Source organism: Streptomyces sp. JLBJ103, assembly GCF_058215575.1.
Genome location: NZ_CM177089.1, coordinates 216,678 through 233,611, shown reverse-complemented (window position 1 = coordinate 233,611; position 16,934 = coordinate 216,678). Strand labels below are relative to the sequence as shown.

Annotated in this window: 13 protein-coding genes and 1 pseudogene; 9 read left to right on the top strand and 5 right to left on the bottom strand. The window is 70.8% G+C overall.

Features of this window, described 5'->3' with window-relative positions:
* Nucleotides 1-540 precede the first annotated feature (540 nt).
* Nucleotides 541-2,013, bottom strand: coding sequence for an MFS transporter (locus tag AC4BEG_RS00955; protein ID WP_490703980.1), 1,473 nt, complete (start codon nucleotides 2,011-2,013; stop codon nucleotides 541-543).
* A 299-nt stretch (nucleotides 2,014-2,312) separates the two neighbouring features.
* Here AC4BEG_RS00955 and AC4BEG_RS00950 point away from each other — a divergent pair, with 299 nt between their 5' ends.
* Entirely contained in the window at nucleotides 2,313-3,173 is an 861-nt protein-coding gene (locus AC4BEG_RS00950) for a helix-turn-helix domain-containing protein (RefSeq protein ID WP_490703979.1), read from the top strand.
* Between the two features lie 28 nt (nucleotides 3,174-3,201).
* On the opposite strand, the gene AC4BEG_RS00945 is transcribed toward AC4BEG_RS00950, so the two are convergent.
* Both AC4BEG_RS00945 and AC4BEG_RS00940 read right to left on the bottom strand, forming a co-directional pair.
* Nucleotides 3,202-4,557 carry an aldehyde dehydrogenase family protein gene (locus AC4BEG_RS00945; RefSeq protein WP_490707326.1) on the bottom strand — a complete coding sequence of 452 codons (1,356 nt, stop codon included), beginning with the start codon at nucleotides 4,555-4,557 and terminating at the stop codon, nucleotides 3,202-3,204.
* A gap of 67 nt (nucleotides 4,558-4,624) precedes the next feature.
* Nucleotides 4,625-5,077 (bottom strand): FAD-dependent oxidoreductase, encoded by a 453-nt coding sequence (locus AC4BEG_RS00940; RefSeq protein ID WP_490703978.1) that lies wholly within the window; start codon nucleotides 5,075-5,077, stop codon nucleotides 4,625-4,627.
* 352 nt (nucleotides 5,078-5,429) lie between these two features.
* On the opposite strand from AC4BEG_RS00940, the gene AC4BEG_RS00935 reads away from it, so the two are divergent.
* Nucleotides 5,430-6,857, top strand: coding sequence for an IS110 family RNA-guided transposase (locus AC4BEG_RS00935; RefSeq protein ID WP_490701905.1), 1,428 nt, complete (start codon nucleotides 5,430-5,432; stop codon nucleotides 6,855-6,857).
* Here the strand turns inward: AC4BEG_RS00935 and AC4BEG_RS00930 are convergent.
* Complete coding sequence (locus AC4BEG_RS00930) at nucleotides 6,840-7,571, bottom strand: flavin monoamine oxidase family protein (RefSeq protein ID WP_490707325.1); 732 nt, start codon at nucleotides 7,569-7,571, stop codon at nucleotides 6,840-6,842. The genes AC4BEG_RS00935 and AC4BEG_RS00930 overlap by 18 nt on opposite strands.
* Here AC4BEG_RS00930 and AC4BEG_RS00925 point away from each other — a divergent pair.
* Nucleotides 7,551-8,300, top strand: a pseudogene (locus AC4BEG_RS00925) (3-hydroxybutyryl-CoA dehydrogenase); the annotation flags it as partial. The gene AC4BEG_RS00930 and the pseudogene AC4BEG_RS00925 sit on opposite strands and share 21 nt — an antisense overlap.
* Before the next feature lie 45 nt (nucleotides 8,301-8,345).
* The gene (locus AC4BEG_RS00920; RefSeq protein ID WP_490707324.1) at nucleotides 8,346-8,633 is read left to right on the top strand and encodes a TetR family transcriptional regulator C-terminal domain-containing protein; all 288 of its coding nucleotides are present in this window, start codon (nucleotides 8,346-8,348) and stop codon (nucleotides 8,631-8,633) included.
* Between the two features lie 93 nt (nucleotides 8,634-8,726).
* Here the strand turns inward: AC4BEG_RS00920 and AC4BEG_RS00915 are convergent, their stop codons facing one another.
* The gene (locus AC4BEG_RS00915) at nucleotides 8,727-10,694 is read right to left on the bottom strand and encodes a carbohydrate-binding protein (protein ID WP_490703977.1); all 1,968 of its coding nucleotides are present in this window, start codon (nucleotides 10,692-10,694) and stop codon (nucleotides 8,727-8,729) included.
* Nucleotides 10,695-10,929: 235 nt separating this feature from the next.
* Here AC4BEG_RS00915 and AC4BEG_RS00910 point away from each other — a divergent pair, with 235 nt between their 5' ends.
* The 5 genes from AC4BEG_RS00910 to AC4BEG_RS00890 are packed head-to-tail and all read left to right on the top strand — an operon-like array spanning nucleotide 10,930 to nucleotide 16,799.
* Nucleotides 10,930-12,291, top strand: coding sequence for an ABC transporter substrate-binding protein (locus tag AC4BEG_RS00910; protein ID WP_490703976.1), 1,362 nt, complete (start codon nucleotides 10,930-10,932; stop codon nucleotides 12,289-12,291).
* Nucleotides 12,288-13,214: a carbohydrate ABC transporter permease gene (locus AC4BEG_RS00905; RefSeq protein WP_490703975.1), complete on the top strand. Its 927-nt coding sequence runs from the start codon at nucleotides 12,288-12,290 to the stop codon at nucleotides 13,212-13,214. Before AC4BEG_RS00910 ends, AC4BEG_RS00905 begins: the two co-directional genes overlap by 4 nt.
* A complete protein-coding gene (locus AC4BEG_RS00900; RefSeq protein WP_490703974.1) occupies nucleotides 13,211-14,038 on the top strand; it encodes a carbohydrate ABC transporter permease in 828 nt (275 codons plus the stop codon). The genes AC4BEG_RS00905 and AC4BEG_RS00900 overlap by 4 nt, the downstream gene beginning before the upstream one ends.
* 2 nt (nucleotides 14,039-14,040) lie before the next feature.
* The gene (locus AC4BEG_RS00895; protein ID WP_490703973.1) at nucleotides 14,041-15,807 is read left to right on the top strand and encodes a glycoside hydrolase family 36 protein; all 1,767 of its coding nucleotides are present in this window, start codon (nucleotides 14,041-14,043) and stop codon (nucleotides 15,805-15,807) included.
* 2 nt (nucleotides 15,808-15,809) lie between these two features.
* The gene (locus tag AC4BEG_RS00890; protein ID WP_490703972.1) at nucleotides 15,810-16,799 is read left to right on the top strand and encodes a LacI family DNA-binding transcriptional regulator; all 990 of its coding nucleotides are present in this window, start codon (nucleotides 15,810-15,812) and stop codon (nucleotides 16,797-16,799) included.
* Nucleotides 16,800-16,934 lie beyond the last annotated feature (135 nt).

The window sequence follows — 16,934 nt, the reverse complement described above, 5'->3', positions numbered from 1 at the left end:
GCCGGTTGCCACCCCGGGGCTGATGGTCGCGATCGGACATCGATCCAAGGCCGCTCATGGGACGCGTTCTTCGGGCCTGCGTGGCCGTCGTCGTGCGGTCGCGGGCACGCCGCGGTTATGTCGTCGCGGGCATCGGCCACAACTATGAGGCCGCCGGTACCACCTTCCCCGGTGACCGGACGACTCCCTGTGTGGCGTGTGAGGACCGGACTATCCGAAGGTCGGAGCCGTTCGGGCCCAGGACGCCTCCTTCGTCCTGGACGAACTCACGGGCGCACACCCGGTGTGGAAGGGCATCCGCATCAACTCCGACCGCGTCGCCATGGTGGGCCACTCGGCCAGTGGTTTCAGCACCGTCCCCGCCATGGTGCGAGCGACTCGGCGTCCCCCTCCAGCACCTCGACGGCGACCGCTGCGACCGCGCGGTGCGGGCGTACGTGGCGGCGTTCCTCGATACGCGCCTGCGCGGGCGGCCCGATCCGTTGCTGAACGGGCCGCCCGCGTGATACCCGGAAGTGAGGTTCCATCAGCGGTAGCCGCTCAACTCCTGCTGTCCCGCGGCAGCAACGCCCTGGCCACCACCGAGGTGACGCAGAGCAGCACCCCCACCGCCACCAGACCCACCCGCATTCCCGGGAGCGAGAACGCCTCGTCTCCGGAGGTGGCGAGCAACGACCCGAAGAAGGCGACAACAAGCGCGCCGCCGGTCTGCCGCAGGGCGTTGAGCAGGCCCGACGCCGTCCCCGCCCGCTCACCCGGCACACTGTCCATCAGCAGGGCGGTCAGCGCGGGCACCGCGAGTGCCCCACCGATGCCGGTCGGCGCGAGCAGCAGCAGGACCAGCCACAGCGGTGTGTCCGCGGTGAGCGGCAGCAGGGCGAACATCGCCACGGCCAGGATCACTTGGCCCGTGACGATGACGGGCCGACGACCGATGCGTTCGGCCAGCCGCGGGGAGAGCAGGTTCGTGGTGGTGATGAGCGCGGACAGCGGGACGAACATCAGCCCCGTCGCGAGCCCGGACATCCCCCGCAACTCCTGGCAGTAGAGGCCGAGCAGAAAGACCACACCGTAGAATCCGGCGTTCATGGCGAAGCCCACGGCGAGCGACACGGACACCTCACGGCGCCGGAGCATGGCCGGTGGCACCATCGGCGCCCGGTGGCGTCGCTCCACCCACGGGAAGGCCAGGGCCCCGACGGCCGCGGCGGCGAACCCGCCCAGGGCCACCGCGCTGGTCCACCCCTCGTGTCCGCCCTCGATCACACCGAGGGCGAGACCGGCGAGCGCCACCACCGCGGTGATCTGGCCCGGCAGATCCAGCGGAGCGAGCCTGCGCGGTGAGCGCGCCACCCAGGTGAGCAGCAGCAGGATCACCGCCCCCACCGGCAGGTTCAGCAGGAACACCGAACGCCAGCCGGCGGCCTGGGTGAGAACCCCGCCCAGCACCGGACCGGCCGCCATCGCGACCGAGCCGCCGACCGTCCACAGGGCGATGGCGCGGGCGCGGTGCCGGGCGTCCGGGTACGCCTGCCGGATCAGGGCGAGCGAGGCGGGCAGGACGATGGCCGCCGCGCCGCCCTGGAGGACCCGGGCCGCCACCAGGGTGCCGATGTCCGGGGCGAGGGCGCAGCCCAGCGAGGCCAGCGTGAACAGCGACACCCCCCAGCCGTACGCGCGCCGCGCCCCGGCCCGGTCGGCGAGGGCGCCAGCGGACAGCAATAGGGCGGCGAACATCAGGGTGTAGGCGTCCACCACCCACTGGAGGCCGGACATCCCGGCGTGGAGGCGGTCGCGGATGGCGGGCAGGGCGAGGTTCACGGCGGACACGTCGACGGTGATGACGGTGAAGCCGAGGAGGGCGGCGATCAGCGTGACCCCGGGGCGGCCGCCGATGGCGTCACGTCCGCCATCGGCCGTGCCGGCGTCTGTGGCGCCGGGCGGCGCGGGAGGCGCCGGCAACGGGTCCGGTGCGGGGGACGGCACGCGGTCGTGCCCGGCGGTGACGCTCACAGATGACTCCTCAGTGAGAAGGGCGGGCGCGAAGAGGGCTTCGGACCGGCCCGTCCCGACCGGGAACCGGACCGCCCCGGACAGCACTTCGCGGAAACGGCGCGGCGGAACGGACACCGCCCCCACGTCCGCGGTCCGGTGCCGTGCACCCCCTGGGACCGCGGGGACGGGCCGTTCCGCGACACCGCCCACTCTGCCGCCGGGCCGGGTGGCGCGGCAGGCCGCCGTTCGCCGGGGCGCCCCGTTCCAGGTCCTGCCACGGCCCCCCAGCAGCCCCGGCCTCCTGAGACAATGCTCGGATGAGCGACGGCAACGGTGGTACGGAACTGGGCAGATACCTCAGGGCGCGGCGCGCGCTGGTGAGCCCCGAGGAGGCGGGGCTGCCGCCCGGCGCGGGCATCCGCCGCACCCCCGGCCTCCGCCGCGAGGAACTGGCCACGCTCGCCGGTGTGAGCGTCGACTACTACACCCGCCTGGAGCGCGGGCGCGAGACCAACCCCTCCACCGCCGTCATCGACGCCATCAGCCGTGCCCTGAGGCTGTGCGCCGACGCCCATGAGCGGCTGCACGACCTGGCGGAGCTGGCCTCAGGGCGGTTCACCGACCCCCGGCCCGTCGGCGACGACACCGTGCGCACGTCGGTTCACCAGATGCTGGAGCGGCTGCGGCCGATGCCCGCGTACATCGTCGACCCGTACAACTACGTCCTGGCCGCGAACGCGCCCGGCCGGCGTCTCATGCCGGGTCTGTGGGACTGGCCGCCGGAGCAGCGCAATCTGACCCGGTACGTCTTTCTGCACCCCGTCGGCCGCGCCCTGTGGGTCCCCTGGAAGGAGTCGGTCACCGAGTCGGTGGCCGGTCTGCGGGCGGTCGGGGGCGCCGACCCCGATGTGCCGCGCCTGGCCGGTCTCGTCGGTGAACTGCTGCTGAAATCACCCGAGTTCGCCGAGCTGTGGAACCGGTACGAAGTCCGGGAGCGCGGCGGCGGTACGAAGTCCTTCCAGCACCCCAAGGTGGGCGCGATGACGCTGACGTTCGAGGTGATGACCCTGGCCCGCAGCGGCGGTCTGCGCATGGTCGTCTACCAGGCTCCGGCGGGCTCCCCCGACGAGGAGGCGATGCTCCGCCTGGACCCGGCTGGCCGCCCCTCACCCCGGTGAGCGGTCCGCCCCCGGGTGAGGGAGTGGCTCACAGCATCAGATGCTTGGGCTGGGTGTAGTCGAGCAGCCCGCCCAGCGACAGATCGCTCCCGTAGCCGGACTGCCCGACACCGCCGTGCGGCAGCTCGGAGACCGTGGTGCCATGGGTGTTGACCCAGACGATCCCCGTGCGCAGGGCCCGGCCCGCGCGCATGGCGCGGTCGTGGTCCCGCGTCCACACACTGGCGGCGAGCCCCTGGGGCACCGCGTTGGCCAGGCGCAGCCCCGTTGCCTCGTCGGCGAACGGCTGGACGGTCACCACCGGGCCGAACACCTCGCTCTGGACGATGTCGTCGCTCTGGCGCACGCCCGTCACCACGGTCGCCTCGTGGAAGAAGCCGGGACGGTCCAGGGCTGAGCCGCCCGCCACCACCTCGGCGTGGGGCGGGAGCCGGTCCAGCGCGCCGCGTACCGTGCGCAGATGGTCATCGCTGTTGAGCGGCCCGAAGTCGGCGCCCGGGTCATCGGGGCCGCCGGGGCGCTGCCGTGAGGCCGCGCGGGCGAAAGCGTCCACGAAGGCATCGTGGACCCGCTCGTGCACCAGGATCCTGGTGGCGGCCGTGCAGTCCTGTCCGGCGTTGTAGAAGGAGAGCGACGACAACTGCCCGACGGCGTCGTCGAGAGCGGCGTCCTCGTGTATCAGGACCGGTGCGTTGCCGCCGAGCTCCAGATGGAGCCGCTCGAGGTCGGCGGCCGCGGCGGCGGCGATCTCCCGCCCGGCGCGGGCGCTGCCGGTGAGGGCGACCAGCCGCACCGCGGGGTGCGCGACCAGTGCCTGTCCCGTGTCGCGGTCGCCGCACACCACGTTCAGCACACCCGGCGGCAGATGCTCCGCGGCGAGCCGCGCGAGCGCCACCGTGGACCGCGGAGTGGTGTCGGAGGGTTTGAGCACCACGGTGTTGCCCGCCGCCAGCGCCGGGGCGATCTTCCACACCGCCATCATCAGCGGGTGGTTCCACGGTGTGATCTGCGCGCACACCCCGACGGGTTCACGGCGCAGGACCGAGGTGCGGTCCGGTGTGTACTCGGCCGCCGCGACACCGGGCAGGTTGCGGGCGGCACCCGCGAAATAGCGCAGGACGTCGATGGTCGGGGGCAGTTCGTCGTGCCGGAAGGCGGCGTACGGTTTGCCGGTGTCGGCGACATCCGCCTCCACCAGCGCGTCCGCGTGCCGCTCCATGGCGTCGGCGATCCGCAGCAGCGCGGTCTGCCGCTCCAGCGGTGTGCTGAGCGACCATGTCTCGAAGGCATCGCGCGCCACCCGGCACGCCGCGTCCACATCCGCCGGGCCGGACAGCGGAGCCGTGCCACCGGCCGCGCCCGTCGCAGGGTTCACCAGCCGCATCGTCGCACCGGACACGGCCGCCGCATCGGCGCCGCCGATGTGGTTGACGACAGAGGAGGCCCTGTGGTCAGCCACGGCGGAGCACCTCCCGGGCCGTGGCGCGGCCGGTGCGCACCGCGCCCTCCATATAGCCCGCCACCCACTGGTCGGAGCCGCAGACATAGAACGGCGGTTCGTGTGTGCCGTGCAGCGGTCCCACGGCCATGACCTCGCCCGGCGGCCACTGGGTGACATATCCCTGGGTCCAGGGGTCGGTGCCCCACAGCCGCAGATGGCAGGCGAGCGGTGGACGGGCGCGGTCGCCGAACATTCCGGCCATCTCCGCCAGCAGTTCGGGGGCGCGCAGCCGCGGCGGTGTGCCCAGCAGCACCCCGTAGCGCTCGGGAGGGACGAGAGCCGACAGCACACCGCTGCTCTGCGGCCAGGTCGAACCGAGCACACCTTCGCACTCCGACAGTCCGCTGAGACCGGCGTCGCGCCAGAACGGCTCGTCGTAGACGGCGGTGAACTTCGCCGCCACCGCCTGGCGCTGGCGGTGCAGCGAGGCGAGCCGGGGCGCACTGACATTTAGCTTTGGAGATGGCCCTCCGGGATCTTCGGGGGCTGCGTAGGGTGCGTCGGGTCCGGTTCTTCCGGCACGGCTGGATCACTGACCGAAGCGTCTGCTTGCAGGCGACTTCTCAACGTTGATCGACGGCTGGTTGAACCTCCCGACGCACGTGCGTCCCTGTTGGGAACTCGTGGCCGCGGCGAGCGCGGACCGCTGCTACCGAATGTCCGGTCAGCACAACCCTGCGGAACACGTGCCACGCGGGTCGTGGTGGAGGGGCTGGACAAGCGTCAGCCTGCCGCTGCACCAGACGGGAAGCCTGTTGAGACTGCACCTGGGAATCGATGTGGCCTGCCGGGCCTCGCACCGGGCCACCTGCACCGACGCCACCGGAGAGATCCAGTTCTCCGGACGGCGCTTCACGACCACGCCCGAAGACCTCGAACGGTTATGGGACGGACTGCCCGGCACCGACGACGTCGTCGTCATCATGGAGCCGACCCGCAACGCCTGGGCCCCACTGGCCGCGTGGTTCCAGCACCGCGGCGCCAAGGTCGTCCTGGTGCCACCGGAACAGTCGGCGGACCTGCGCGACTACTACTCCAAGCACACCAAGAACGACCGCCTCGACTCCCGGGTCCTGGCGCGGCTTCCGCTGCTGCACCCCGAAGGGCTGCGGGAGCTGTCGGACACAGGTCCCGCCAACGCACTGCGACGAGCCGTCCGCCGCCGCAGCACGCTGGTCGAACGCCGCACCGCCACCTTCTACCGGCTCGATGCCCTGCTGGAGCTGCTCGGACCCGCCTGGGCCGATGCCCTGGGCACCGGTGCCTACTCCAAAGCGGCTCTGGCCGTGCTGGCGAAGACCGGCGCCGACCCCCACGCCATCCGGCGGCTGGGCCGAAAACGACTGGCCGCCATGCTGATCCGGCACAGCCGCGGACAGTGGCGCGAGGAGCACGCCGAACAGATCGTCAACGCCGCCCAGCAGACCCTCAAGCTCTGGCCCGACGACGCCCTGGATTTCGCCGAACTCGCCGAGGACATCGCCGGCGAGGCCCATATGGCCGCTCACCTGAACACGCAGATCACCACCCTGGAGGACCGGATCGCCGTCCTCTACGAAGAAGCCGACCCAGGCCAGGTCATCGCCTCCGGGCCCGGCTTCGGCGTGACCACGGCCGCGGGCATCCTGGGCAGGCTCGGAGATCCGAACCGCTTCGCCAGCCTGGCCGGCATCCGCGCCTTCACCGGCCTGGTCCCCCGTGTCAGCCAGTCCGGACTGACCGGCCGCAACGGACCGCCCACCCGCCAAGGAGATCCCGGACTACGCGAGACCCTGTTCAAGGCCGCGGATATCGCCCGGCACGTCGATCCCACCCTGGCCGCCCGCTACCACGATCTCGTCGCCAACAAGGGCAAACACCACAACTCCGCCCTGTGCACACTGGCCGCCGCACTGATCACCCGCCTGGCCGCCTGCTGGCGCAACGGCACCCTCTACGAGCTCCGCGACACTGACGGCCGCGAGATCACCGAGGCCGAGGGACGACAGATCTGCGCGACCCGCTACAAGGTCGACAAGGCCGCCCGAGCGAAGGTCCACGTCCGACGCCGATCCCAGCAGCTGAAGAACCCAACGACGAGCCGGCGCGAGAAGGAGTCACGAAGTGCTCCGGCAACCGGCCCGTCGACAACCACCCTACGAACCAACCCTCAAGAACACCATGAGCTACTTGACGTCCGTTAGGAACTCACCGGTGATCGCGACCGAACGCAGCGGGCCCACCGGCAGGGCTCTGACCACGGCCCTCGCGGTGAGGGTCTCGCCGGTCGCCAGGTGTACGGCGCAGCGGCCGGGGGCGACCTCCAGCGCGGCCACCGGTGACCTGAGGCGGATACGTCCACCCAGTTCGCGCCCCATGACCTCGGCGAGGGTGGCGGACCCGTCGGCCGCCCGGAGCCCTTCCCAGTCCTCGTAGTCGTAGTGGCCACTGCTCGGTACCGCGGCGTTCTTGCGGAGCGCCGCCATCAGCGAGGTCCGTTCGCAGGACCCGTCGGCCAGGGCGAGTTGGCCGATCTCCCACAGCCGGACGACGGCGGGGGAGGCGTGCCGGGACCGCAGCCAGCCGCCCACCGAGAGCCGGTCCAGGGCGGCGGCCTCCGGGTGCGCCCAGGGTGCGTCCGGGGCGACGCCCGCCGCCAGGGCCACGAACTCCGCGCTGAGCCACTTGTGTTGGGCCAGGTCGCCGGGGCCGAACCAGTGTGGCGGATCCCTGGCGGACCGGCCCTCCGGAGTGGCCCGGATGATCTCGCCGGGCTCGTCGACATAGCTGGGGACCAGCGCCAGGCCCAGCTTCTCGGCGAGCGCCAGATACGCGGTGTGGGCGCGGCCCACCACTTCGCCGCCCAGCTGGACGGTGCGGCCGTCCGGCAGCCGGGTCTGCTCGACCCGGCCGCCGATCCGGTCCCTGGCCTCCAGGACCAGGACATCGGCGCCACCGGCCGCGGCGGACTCACCCCCGCCCTCCGCGACGAAGCCCTGGCACTGATCACCGTCACCGACGACCTGGACGCACTGCACGACCGTGATCTGGTCGTCGAGGCCGTGGCCGAGGACGAACAGGTCAAGCTCGATGTGTTCACCCGCCTGGATGCCATCCTCACCTCCGGCGACTGCATCCTGGCCACCAACACCTCCGCCATCCCCGTCATCCGCCTGGCCACCGCCACCTCGCGCCCCGGCCATGTGATCGGGGTGCACTTCTTCAACCCGGTACCCGTACTGCGGCTGGTGGAGCTGGTGCCCTCCCTGCTCACCTCGGCCGACACCCTCGAGCGGGCTGAGACCTTCACCACCGGCACGCTCGGCAAGGAGGTCGTCCGCGCCCCCGACCGCGCCGGATTCGTGGTGAACGCCCTGCTCGTCCCGTATCTGCTCGCCGCCATCCGCATGGTCGAATCCGGCATCGCCACCGCCCAGGACATCGACCGCGGCATGGTCCTGGGCTGCGCCCACCCGCTGGGCCCGCTCGCCCTGGCCGATCTCATCGGCCTGGACACCACCCACGCCATCGCCGACTCCCTCTACGACGAGTTCAGGGAACCGCACTACTCGCCGCCACCGCTGCTGGCCCGCAGGGTCGACGCCGGTCTGCTCGGCCGGAAGTCGGGGCAGGGCTTCCACAGTTACCCGGACCGCACACCCACACCCGGCACGGCGGTTCCGCGGCCGGAGCTGTGGGTCCGGTCGCTGCGCGACGAGAAGACGCGGCTGTTCGCCGTCGATCTGTACGCCCAGCTCCACGCATGGGTCGGCGGAGCGATCGAGCAGGGTGTGGCCTCCGGCGAATTCCGGTCGGCGGACGTCGACCGCCTCAGCACCCTGGTGCTCGCGCTGAGTGACGGCTACGGCATCCGGCTGATGCTCGGCGATCCCACGGCCGACGTGGACGATGTGCTGGCCGCCATCTGGCGGCCGGTCGCGGAGGAGCTCGGCCTGCCGCCGGACTTCCCCGAGGTCTGACCCGCGGCCGCGGCCCCGCCCGTGGAGCGGGCCGCCGCACCGGAGTTGGGCGGCATCCGGTGCGGCGGCGGTTCGGGAGAGGGGAGGGGCGGGTCAGCCGACCCGGACGGTCCTGGACGTTCCGGGGGCCACGGAGACAACGGCGTAGGTGTAGGTCACGCCGTCCACCGTCTTGGTGCGTACCGGGCGCTTCTTCCCGTCGACCGTGATCCGGCTGTGCTTGCCGGAGAATCGGGCCTCCCAGGTGTAGGCGGCGGCTCCGGAGGTGTGGGCGAGGGTGGACGAGGCGGTGCCGTCGTGACGCAGGCTGAAGGTGTTCTTGCCGATGCGCAGATCGTCCAGCTTCAGCCAGTCCATCCCGCTGGGCAGCCGTGACTGGGTGGTCAGGGAGCGGCGGGGCGCGTCGGGCGCGACGCCCATCAGCCCCTGGACCGTCTGGCTCAGGAGGGTGAAGGACACCTCGGGGTAGTCCCCGTTGGGGCCCTGACGGCTGACGGTGTGCTGGGTGTTCCGCTGGTCGTAGATGTGGCGCATCCACTTCCAGGCCGTGTCCGCGCGGTTGTTCCGGAAGAAGGTGTCGGGGAGGTAGGTGAGGGCCTCGATGTTCCCGGGCCTGCCCGAGCCGCTCGCCTGCTCGTCGATGTAGTCGAGGTAGGCGTCGTTGCGGGGGCCGGGGTCGATGATGCCCTTCATCGGCATGAACCAGCTGTTCTCCTTGCCCCAGCCGGTGACCGCCGTGCCATCGGTGCGGTAGGCGCGCACCATGGACGCGCCCGATCCGTCGCCGCTCCAGGTGGTGTTGAAGTACTCCTTGAGCTGCTTGGCCCGTGCGGCGGACGCGGCCTCGAGGGCGCGGTCGCCCTTGTCGTGTGCGAGCTCCGCCAGCGCGCGGTACGCCTGGTACTGCGCCGCGATGCCGTCGCCGGCCTCGGCGAGGTGTTCGTTGCCCTCCTCGTTGTAGCTGGCGGCCCCGGCGAAGATGCCCTTCCCGGTGCCTTCGGCCACCTTGACCTTCCCGTTGTCCTTGGTGCCGTTGTGGAGGTCGACGAACTCCTCGGTCGCGTGGCGGTAGTAGTCCCAGAAGGCGGTGTCGTCGAGATAGGCGCGGTCGCCGCTCCAGCGGTAGGCCTCATTCGCCTTCTCCACCAGTTCGAAGGTGGCGGGCACTTCGCGGACGAAGTCGTCGGGGCCGTGGTAGTCGATCGCGTGCGCGGTGGTGGTGTCGAAGTTGAGCGCCCAGACCGGGTAGTAGCGGTGCTCGGCCGTGGCGGTAGCGGCGTAGGAGCGGAGCATCGCCTTGTTCTCGGCGCCGAGCCCGAGGACGGCGGCTCCGCCGAGCTGGTGGGCGAAGTCGCGCGAGTAGTACGCGCTGCGGTGGGCGTAACCCGCCCAGTAGGCGGGGCCGTAGGTACCGGTGCCGGTTCCCGACCGGTTGTTCTCGTCGACGTTCAACGGGCCGGTGGTGCCGGGGAGTTGCACCCAGCTGTTGGCCTTCCGCTTCGACCAGGTGAACATCTCCACGATCCTCGGGTCCGAGGAGCTGATGGTGGGGTCCACCGGGGATGACGGCGACACCATGACGTCGTCGGCGTTGACCCAGCCGTCGCCGGACTCGAAGGCGATCTCCAACGTGTCGTCGGGCTTCAGAGCGACCCGGCTGATGGTGTAGCGGGCGTACGTCGGGCGGCTGGGCAGCGCGACGGAGTCCATGACCTTCCCGTTCACCCGCGCCGTGAAGTGGGCTCCGGGCCCTCCGGTGGCGATCCACGCGGAGAAGTCATAGGTGCCGGACCGGCGGGCCGTGATGGTCTGGGACGCCTTCTTGTCCGGACCCCCGTCGAGGTAGAGCAGCCGGTTGCCGCCGTGGGGCAGGTTGGTGGCGGTGCCCGCGCCGGAGGTGAGGGTCCAGCCCGTGCCCTCCTGCTCGAAGCCGGGGTCGGTGACGGTCAGCGGAGCCGGTGGGGTGGCCGCGGCGGACGCCCCTCCCGTCGGCAGAAGCGTTACGGCGAGCACGCTGAGCGTGGACAGCGCGGACAGCACGGACAGGCGGGAAGGTCTCATCTCTTTCTCCCGGTCGTCATCGGCGTGGACGGGAGCCGGGCGGCCCTTGGGGCGGTGACGCTAGCAATCGGCCATCAGCCTTGCAATGTGCGTGCGCATGCTTTCTTTAGTGACCTCAAGGAACAAAATAAAGTGTGCAGAAAGATTGCAGTGAATCCTTGCAAGTACTACGTTCCTGGCGTCACCCCTCGTGCCACGGCGCGGCTGTGCGCGCAGCCGCAGACAGGGATCAGCCATGAACGTCTCTCCCGTGAACACCCCCCTCGGTATCGACCGCCGAAGACTCCTCCAGCTCGGCGGCGCGCTCGCCGCCGCCACCTCGCTCTCCGCTTGTTCCGGCTCCGGCTCCGCCGGGACCGGCGGCGCGGGCGACAAGAACAAGGGCTCCATCACCGTCTGGAGCTGGCAGGAACCGGCCAAGGCGCTGAGGGCGCTGGTGCCGGAGTTCCGCAAGAAGCACCCGGGTATCAAGGTGACCGTCCAGGACATCGGGAACCCGGCCATCTGGGACAAGATCACCACCGCCATGGCGGCCGGAGGCGAGGGGCTCGCCGATGTGCTGCACATCGGCGTCGACTACCTCCCCGGCTACACCGAGAAGTTCCCGGACGGACTCGCCGACCTGGGCGAGCTGGGCGCCACCAAGTACCGCGGAGCCTTTGCCCCGGGCCTGTGGCGCACCGTCTCCCCGGACGGCAAACGGGTCAACGCCCTTCCCTGGGAGGCCAATTCGGCGGGCTTCTGGTACCGCGCGGACCTCTTCGAGAAGGCGGGTGTCGATGCGGGCGCCCTGGCCACCTGGGACGACACCATCGAGGCCGGAAAGAAGATCAAGGCCAAGACCGGCACCCGCCTGATCGGCATAGACAAGCCCGCTTCCCAGGCCGACGCCGCCAACTTCTTCCAGATGCTCCTCCAGCTCCAGGGCACCTTCTACTTCAACGCCGACGGTGACATCACGCTCGACTCCCCGGAGGCGGTGCGTGCCATGAAGATCATCAAGCGGCTGAACGACGCCGGGCTGGTCAGCGACTTCTCCGGCGGCTGGAACACCATGGTGCGATCGCTGAAGAAGAGCACCGTCGCCGTGCAGCCCTCGCCCACCTGGTTCGGCGGTGTCATCGAGCGCGAGGTGCCCCAGCAGAAGGGCAAGTGGCGCGTCCAGCTACCCCCGGCCGTCCGCCCCGGCGGCTCCCGTTCGGCCACCGTCAACTCCACCCACCTCGCCGTCGCGGGCAGCAGCCCCCACCAGGCCGCCGCCTGGTCCTTCGTCGAGTACGTCCTCACCCGCCCGGCCTCACAGGCGAAGATCTACCGGAGCGCGGCCATCGCCCCGGCCCTGATGAAGGCGTACGACGACGCCGCCTTCCACGAGCCGTCGTCCTACTTCGGCGGACAGAAGCGAGGAGAGGTCTTCCTCAAGGCGCTCAAGGCGCCCTCCCCGGCGTTCAACTACTCCGCCGACTACGCCCGTGCGCTCAAGGTGGTCACCGACGCCCAGACCAAGGTGCTGCTCAAGGGTGCCGACCCGGCCGACGTGCTGGGCGATGCCGCCGACCAGCTCGGCAAGCAGACCGGACGGAAGATCGTCCGATGAGTGCGGTCCTCCACAAGGCGCCGGCGGCAACCGCCCCCGCCAGAGCGGCCGGAGCGAGGAGGAACCGACCACGCGGGCGCCTCGCCCCCTACCTCTTCATCCTGCCCGCCCTCGCCCTCTTCGCGGCGTTCAAGCTCTACCCCATCGGCTGGTCCTTCGTGCTCAGCCTCCACAAGTCGGTGGGCGGCGTCGACACCTTCGTGGGCGGCGACAACTACCGGCGGCTGATCGACGATCCGCTGTTCTGGACCGCGCTGAAGAACACCGCCGTGGTCCTCGCCGTCCAGGTCCCGGTGATGCTGGCACTCGCCACCGGACTCGCCGTCGCGCTCAACTCCACTCTGCTGCACGGGCGTTCGGTCTTCCGGCTGGGCTTCTTCCTGCCGATGGTGACCGGTCTGGTGGCCTATGGCATCGTCTTCTCCGTCCTCCTCCACCAGGAGTACGGCCTGGTCAACTGGTTCCTGGAACTCTTCGGCGCCGACGGCGTCCCCTGGCTGACCGACCCCCTCTGGGCGAAGATCTCCATCGGCCTCGCGCTGACCTGGCACTACACCGGCTACAACGCGGTGATCCTGCTGGCCCGGCTGCAAACCGTACCGAAGGAGCTCTACGACGCGGCCGCCGTGGACGGAGCGGGACCCTGGCACACCTTCCGCCATGTGACTCTGCCGGGGCTCCGCCCCGCACTGCTGCTCACCACGGTCCTCTCCACCATCGGCACCCTGCAACTCTTCGACGAGCCGTACATCCTCACCGGAGGCGGCCCGGACAACGCCACCCTGACCATCGGCGTGTACCTCTACCAGACCGCCTTCAAGTACTTCGACTTCGGCTACGCCTCGGCCATCGCCTACGCGCTCGCCGTCCTCATCGGAATCCTCGGACTGATCCAGTTCCGGGTGCTGGGAGACAAGTCGTGAGACCCGCACAGCGCCGCAACGGCATCCTGCTGACCTCCTCGCTCGCCATCACCCTGGCCGCGGTGGTCATCCCCCTCTACTGGCTGATCATCGCCAGTACCCACAGCAGCAACGAGATCTTCGACAGCCCCCCGCCCCTGCTGCCCGGCGGCCACCTCCCGGAGAACCTCGACACCCTCCAGCGGACCGCGTCCTTCGGCCGCGTGGTGCTCAACTCCACGCTGATCGCGGCGATTTACACCCTGTGCGCCGGCGCGGTGTGCACTCTCGCCGGATACGGCTTCGCCAAGTACCGCTTCAAGGGCCGCGAAGCGCTGTTCGGACTGCTGATGCTCGGACTGGTGATCCCGGTCCAGGTGACCCTGATCCCGCTGTTCAAACTGATGGCGCAGCTGGAGTGGCTGAACACCTACCAGGCCGTGATCATGCCGAATCTCGCCCTGCCGTTCGGCATCTTCCTGATGCGCCAGTCGATGGCCGCCCTCCCCGACGAGCTGCTCGACTCGGCCCGGATGGACGGCTGCGGCGAGCTGCGACTGTTCTGGAAGGTGGTCCTCCCGCCGATGAAACCCGCCCTCGCGGCGCTCGCCATCTTCCTCTTCCTCTACCAGTGGAACGACTTCATCTGGCCGCTGGTCGTGCTGCGCGACAGCCAGTCGTTCACCATCCCCGTGGCCCTCGCCGCCCTCCAGGGGCTCAACAACACCGACTACGGGGCCATCCTCACCGGTACCGCCGTCGCCGCGGTGCCCATGGCCGTCGTCTTCCTCGTGCTGCAACGCCACTTTGTCTCCGGCCTGCTGGCCGGCGCCGTGAAGGAGTGACCATGTCCCACGCGACCCACCAGGCCGTCACCACCGCGGAGCTGGCTCCCGCGGCCTGTGAGCCGCTGCTCGACGGAGTGAGCATCGCCGTGTTGGCCCCCGGCGCGGACGTCTCCTGGGACCTTGTCGAAGAGCCCGGGGGGCCCAGCACCCTGTGGCTGCGGGCCGACGGCGCCCCCGTCGAGGTGCGGTTCTCCGTACCGCTCGGGGACGCCGCCGGGTACTGGCATCCGCGCGTCGGATGGCATCGCACCCTGCTCGCCGACTGGGAGGGGCGGTCGGTGGCCTCCCTGGTCGACGGACACGCCGCCGGGTGCCTCTACGACCACTCCGGCGCCACGCTGCTGACCTTCGCGGCCGTCGATCCGGTCCCGGAGACCACGCTGCGGTTCGGGGTGTCGGAGGAGAACGACACCTATGTCGTCCATCTCCATCTGCCCGCGTCGGACGGCCCGCACCGGTTGCTGCTTGTACCGCGCGCGGAGTCGGTCGCCGCGGCGCTGCGCGTCCTGCGCGCCTGGTTCACCGCCGAGGTGGCGGCGCTGCCGGTGCCCGACAGCGCCCGCACACCCGTCTACTCCACCTGGTACGCCTTCAACCAGCAGGTGGACGCGGTATCCCTGGAGACCCAGGCCCGCCTGGCCGCCGAACTCGGCTGCGGAGTGCTGATCCTGGACGACGGGTGGCAACGCCACGGCCACGGGCGCGGCTACGCGGGCTGCGGCGACTGGGAGCCGGACGAGGCCAAGTTCCCCGACTTCACCGCACATGTCGCCCGGGTGCGCGGCCACGGACTGCGTTACATGGTCTGGATCGCCCCGCTCCTGCTGGGCCCACGGGCCGCCTGCCACCGGGTGTGGGCACCGTACGCCACGCGCCCCGCCACGTCCCCCGGCGCCGCCGTCCTGGACCCCCGCCACCCGGAGGTGCGCTCCCGGATCGTCGAGCAGTGCGTACGCCTGGTGCGCGACCACGGACTCGACGGTCTGAAGGTGGACTTCCTCGACCAGGCCATGGTGTACGCGGGCGACGGCGCCGGGGACGTCGGCGCTGCCATGGCCCTCCTCCTCGCCGACCTGCGGTGCGCGCTCCAGGCCGTCCGCCCCGATGTGCTGCTGGAACTGCGCCAGCCGTACACCGGTCCCGGTATGGCCCCGTACGGCAATATGATGCGCTCCTTCGACTGCCCGGCGGACGCCACCGCCAACCGGGTCCGCACCATCGACACCTCACTGCTCACCGTCGGCGGCGCGGTCCACTCCGACATGCTGCTGTGGGATCCGGCCGCCCCGGTCGAGGCCGCGGTGCGCCAGCTCATCGGCACCTTCCACGCCGTTCCGCAGCTCTCGGTGCGGCTGGACCGGCTCCCCGCGGCCCACCGTGAGGCGATCGCGTTCTGGCTCGCCGAATGGAGCCGTCTGCGTCCGCAACTGCTGGACGGAACAGTCGAACCCGGGCGACCCGACGAGCTCTACACGCTGGTCCGTTCGACCGCCGACGGCGTGTGCGTCATCGATGTGCACAGCGATCGCGTGGTGCCGCTGCGGCCCGCCGGGCAGTACGAGATCGTGCTGGTCAACGGAACCCCGGCGGACCGGCTCACCGTGGCGGCGGGCGAGGACTCCCGCACCGTGGACATCACGGTGCACGACCCCCGTGGCCGTATCATCGACCGGTGCCGGCGGGTGCTCACACCCGGCGTGCACACGGTCCCCGTACCGAGCATGGGACTGGCCACACTCCGGATCAGGGAAGGCGGCACACAGTGAAGGTGGGGATCACCGAGGTCGCCACGCGGGCAGGGGTCAGCGAAGCGACCGTCAGCCGTGTGATCAACCGGCGGCAGGGCGTCTCCAAGAAGACCCGCGACACCGTCGAGCAGGCCATGGCCGAGCTCGGCTACGAACGCCCGACCCAGGGCCAGTTGGTCGCCCTGCTCACCGAGCATGTGTCCAATCCGTTCTTCGCGGACGTGGCCGAGCGGATCGAGTCCTCACTCGCGCCCCACGGACTGAAGTCGGTGGTGTGTCCCGCGTTCCCCGGCGGTGTCCAGGAGCGCGACTTCATCTCCTCCCTGGTGGACAAGGGCATCGCGGCGGTGGTGTTCCTCTCCGCGTCGAACACCGTCGAGGGAGCGGACGTCGAGACCTACGAGATGCTGCGCACGCGCCGTATTCCGTACGTGGCCATCAACGGGGAGTTCGCGGACGGTGTGCCCGCGCCCGTGTTCTCCACCGATGACGTCCTGGCCGCCGAACTGGCCGTCGACCACCTCCACCGGCTCGGACACCGCAGGATCGGCATGGCCTCCGGCCCGGTGGGCAACCACCCGGCCGACAAGCGGGTCGAGGGTTTCCGCACGGCCATGGCGAAGCGCGGCATCGAGGACCCCGAGCGCTGGGTGATCCGGCAGTCGTACACCGTCGAGGGCGGCCAGTCGGCCGCCACCACCCTGCTCGGCCTCGGTGCCACCGCGATCGTCGCGGCGAGTGACTACATGGCGCTCGGCGCCATCCGCGGGGTGCGGCGCCAGGGACGCTCGGTGCCCGGGGACATCTCGGTGGTGGGCTACGACGGGACGATGATCACCGAGTTTGTGGACCCTCCGCTCACCACGGTGCGTCAGCCCGCCGACCGGCTCGCGCTGGAAGTCGGCCGTACGGTGCTGGCCCTGGTCAGCAATCGCGATGTGCCCACCGGGGAGCTGCTGTTCGACCCCGAGCTGGTGATCCGGGCCAGCACGGGCCCGGCCCCCTCCTGACCGCGTCCATGGCGCGTTGGACGGTCGGGGTGCCAGGAGGGGGAGAGGTGTAGCCAGCCCCCCTGAGGAACCCGGGGCTGGCCCCCATGCGGTCGGGGTGGTGCCGCCATAGCGCCGACCGGTCGTCGGTCCGTA

Bases quoted from the DNA above. Each gene is read 5' to 3' on its own strand.
- AC4BEG_RS00945 (WP_490707326.1), bottom strand. From the start codon at position 4,557: ATGCGGCTGGTGAACCCTGCGACGGGCGCGGCCGGTGGCACGGCTCCG.
- AC4BEG_RS00895 (WP_490703973.1), top strand. From the start codon at position 14,041: ATGTCCCACGCGACCCACCAGGCCGTCACCACCGCGGAGCTGGCTCCC.
- AC4BEG_RS00905 (WP_490703975.1), top strand. From the start codon at position 12,288: ATGAGTGCGGTCCTCCACAAGGCGCCGGCGGCAACCGCCCCCGCCAGA.
- AC4BEG_RS00915 (WP_490703977.1), bottom strand. From the start codon at position 10,694: ATGAGACCTTCCCGCCTGTCCGTGCTGTCCGCGCTGTCCACGCTCAGC.
- AC4BEG_RS00910 (WP_490703976.1), top strand. From the start codon at position 10,930: ATGAACGTCTCTCCCGTGAACACCCCCCTCGGTATCGACCGCCGAAGA.
- AC4BEG_RS00950 (WP_490703979.1), top strand. From the start codon at position 2,313: ATGAGCGACGGCAACGGTGGTACGGAACTGGGCAGATACCTCAGGGCG.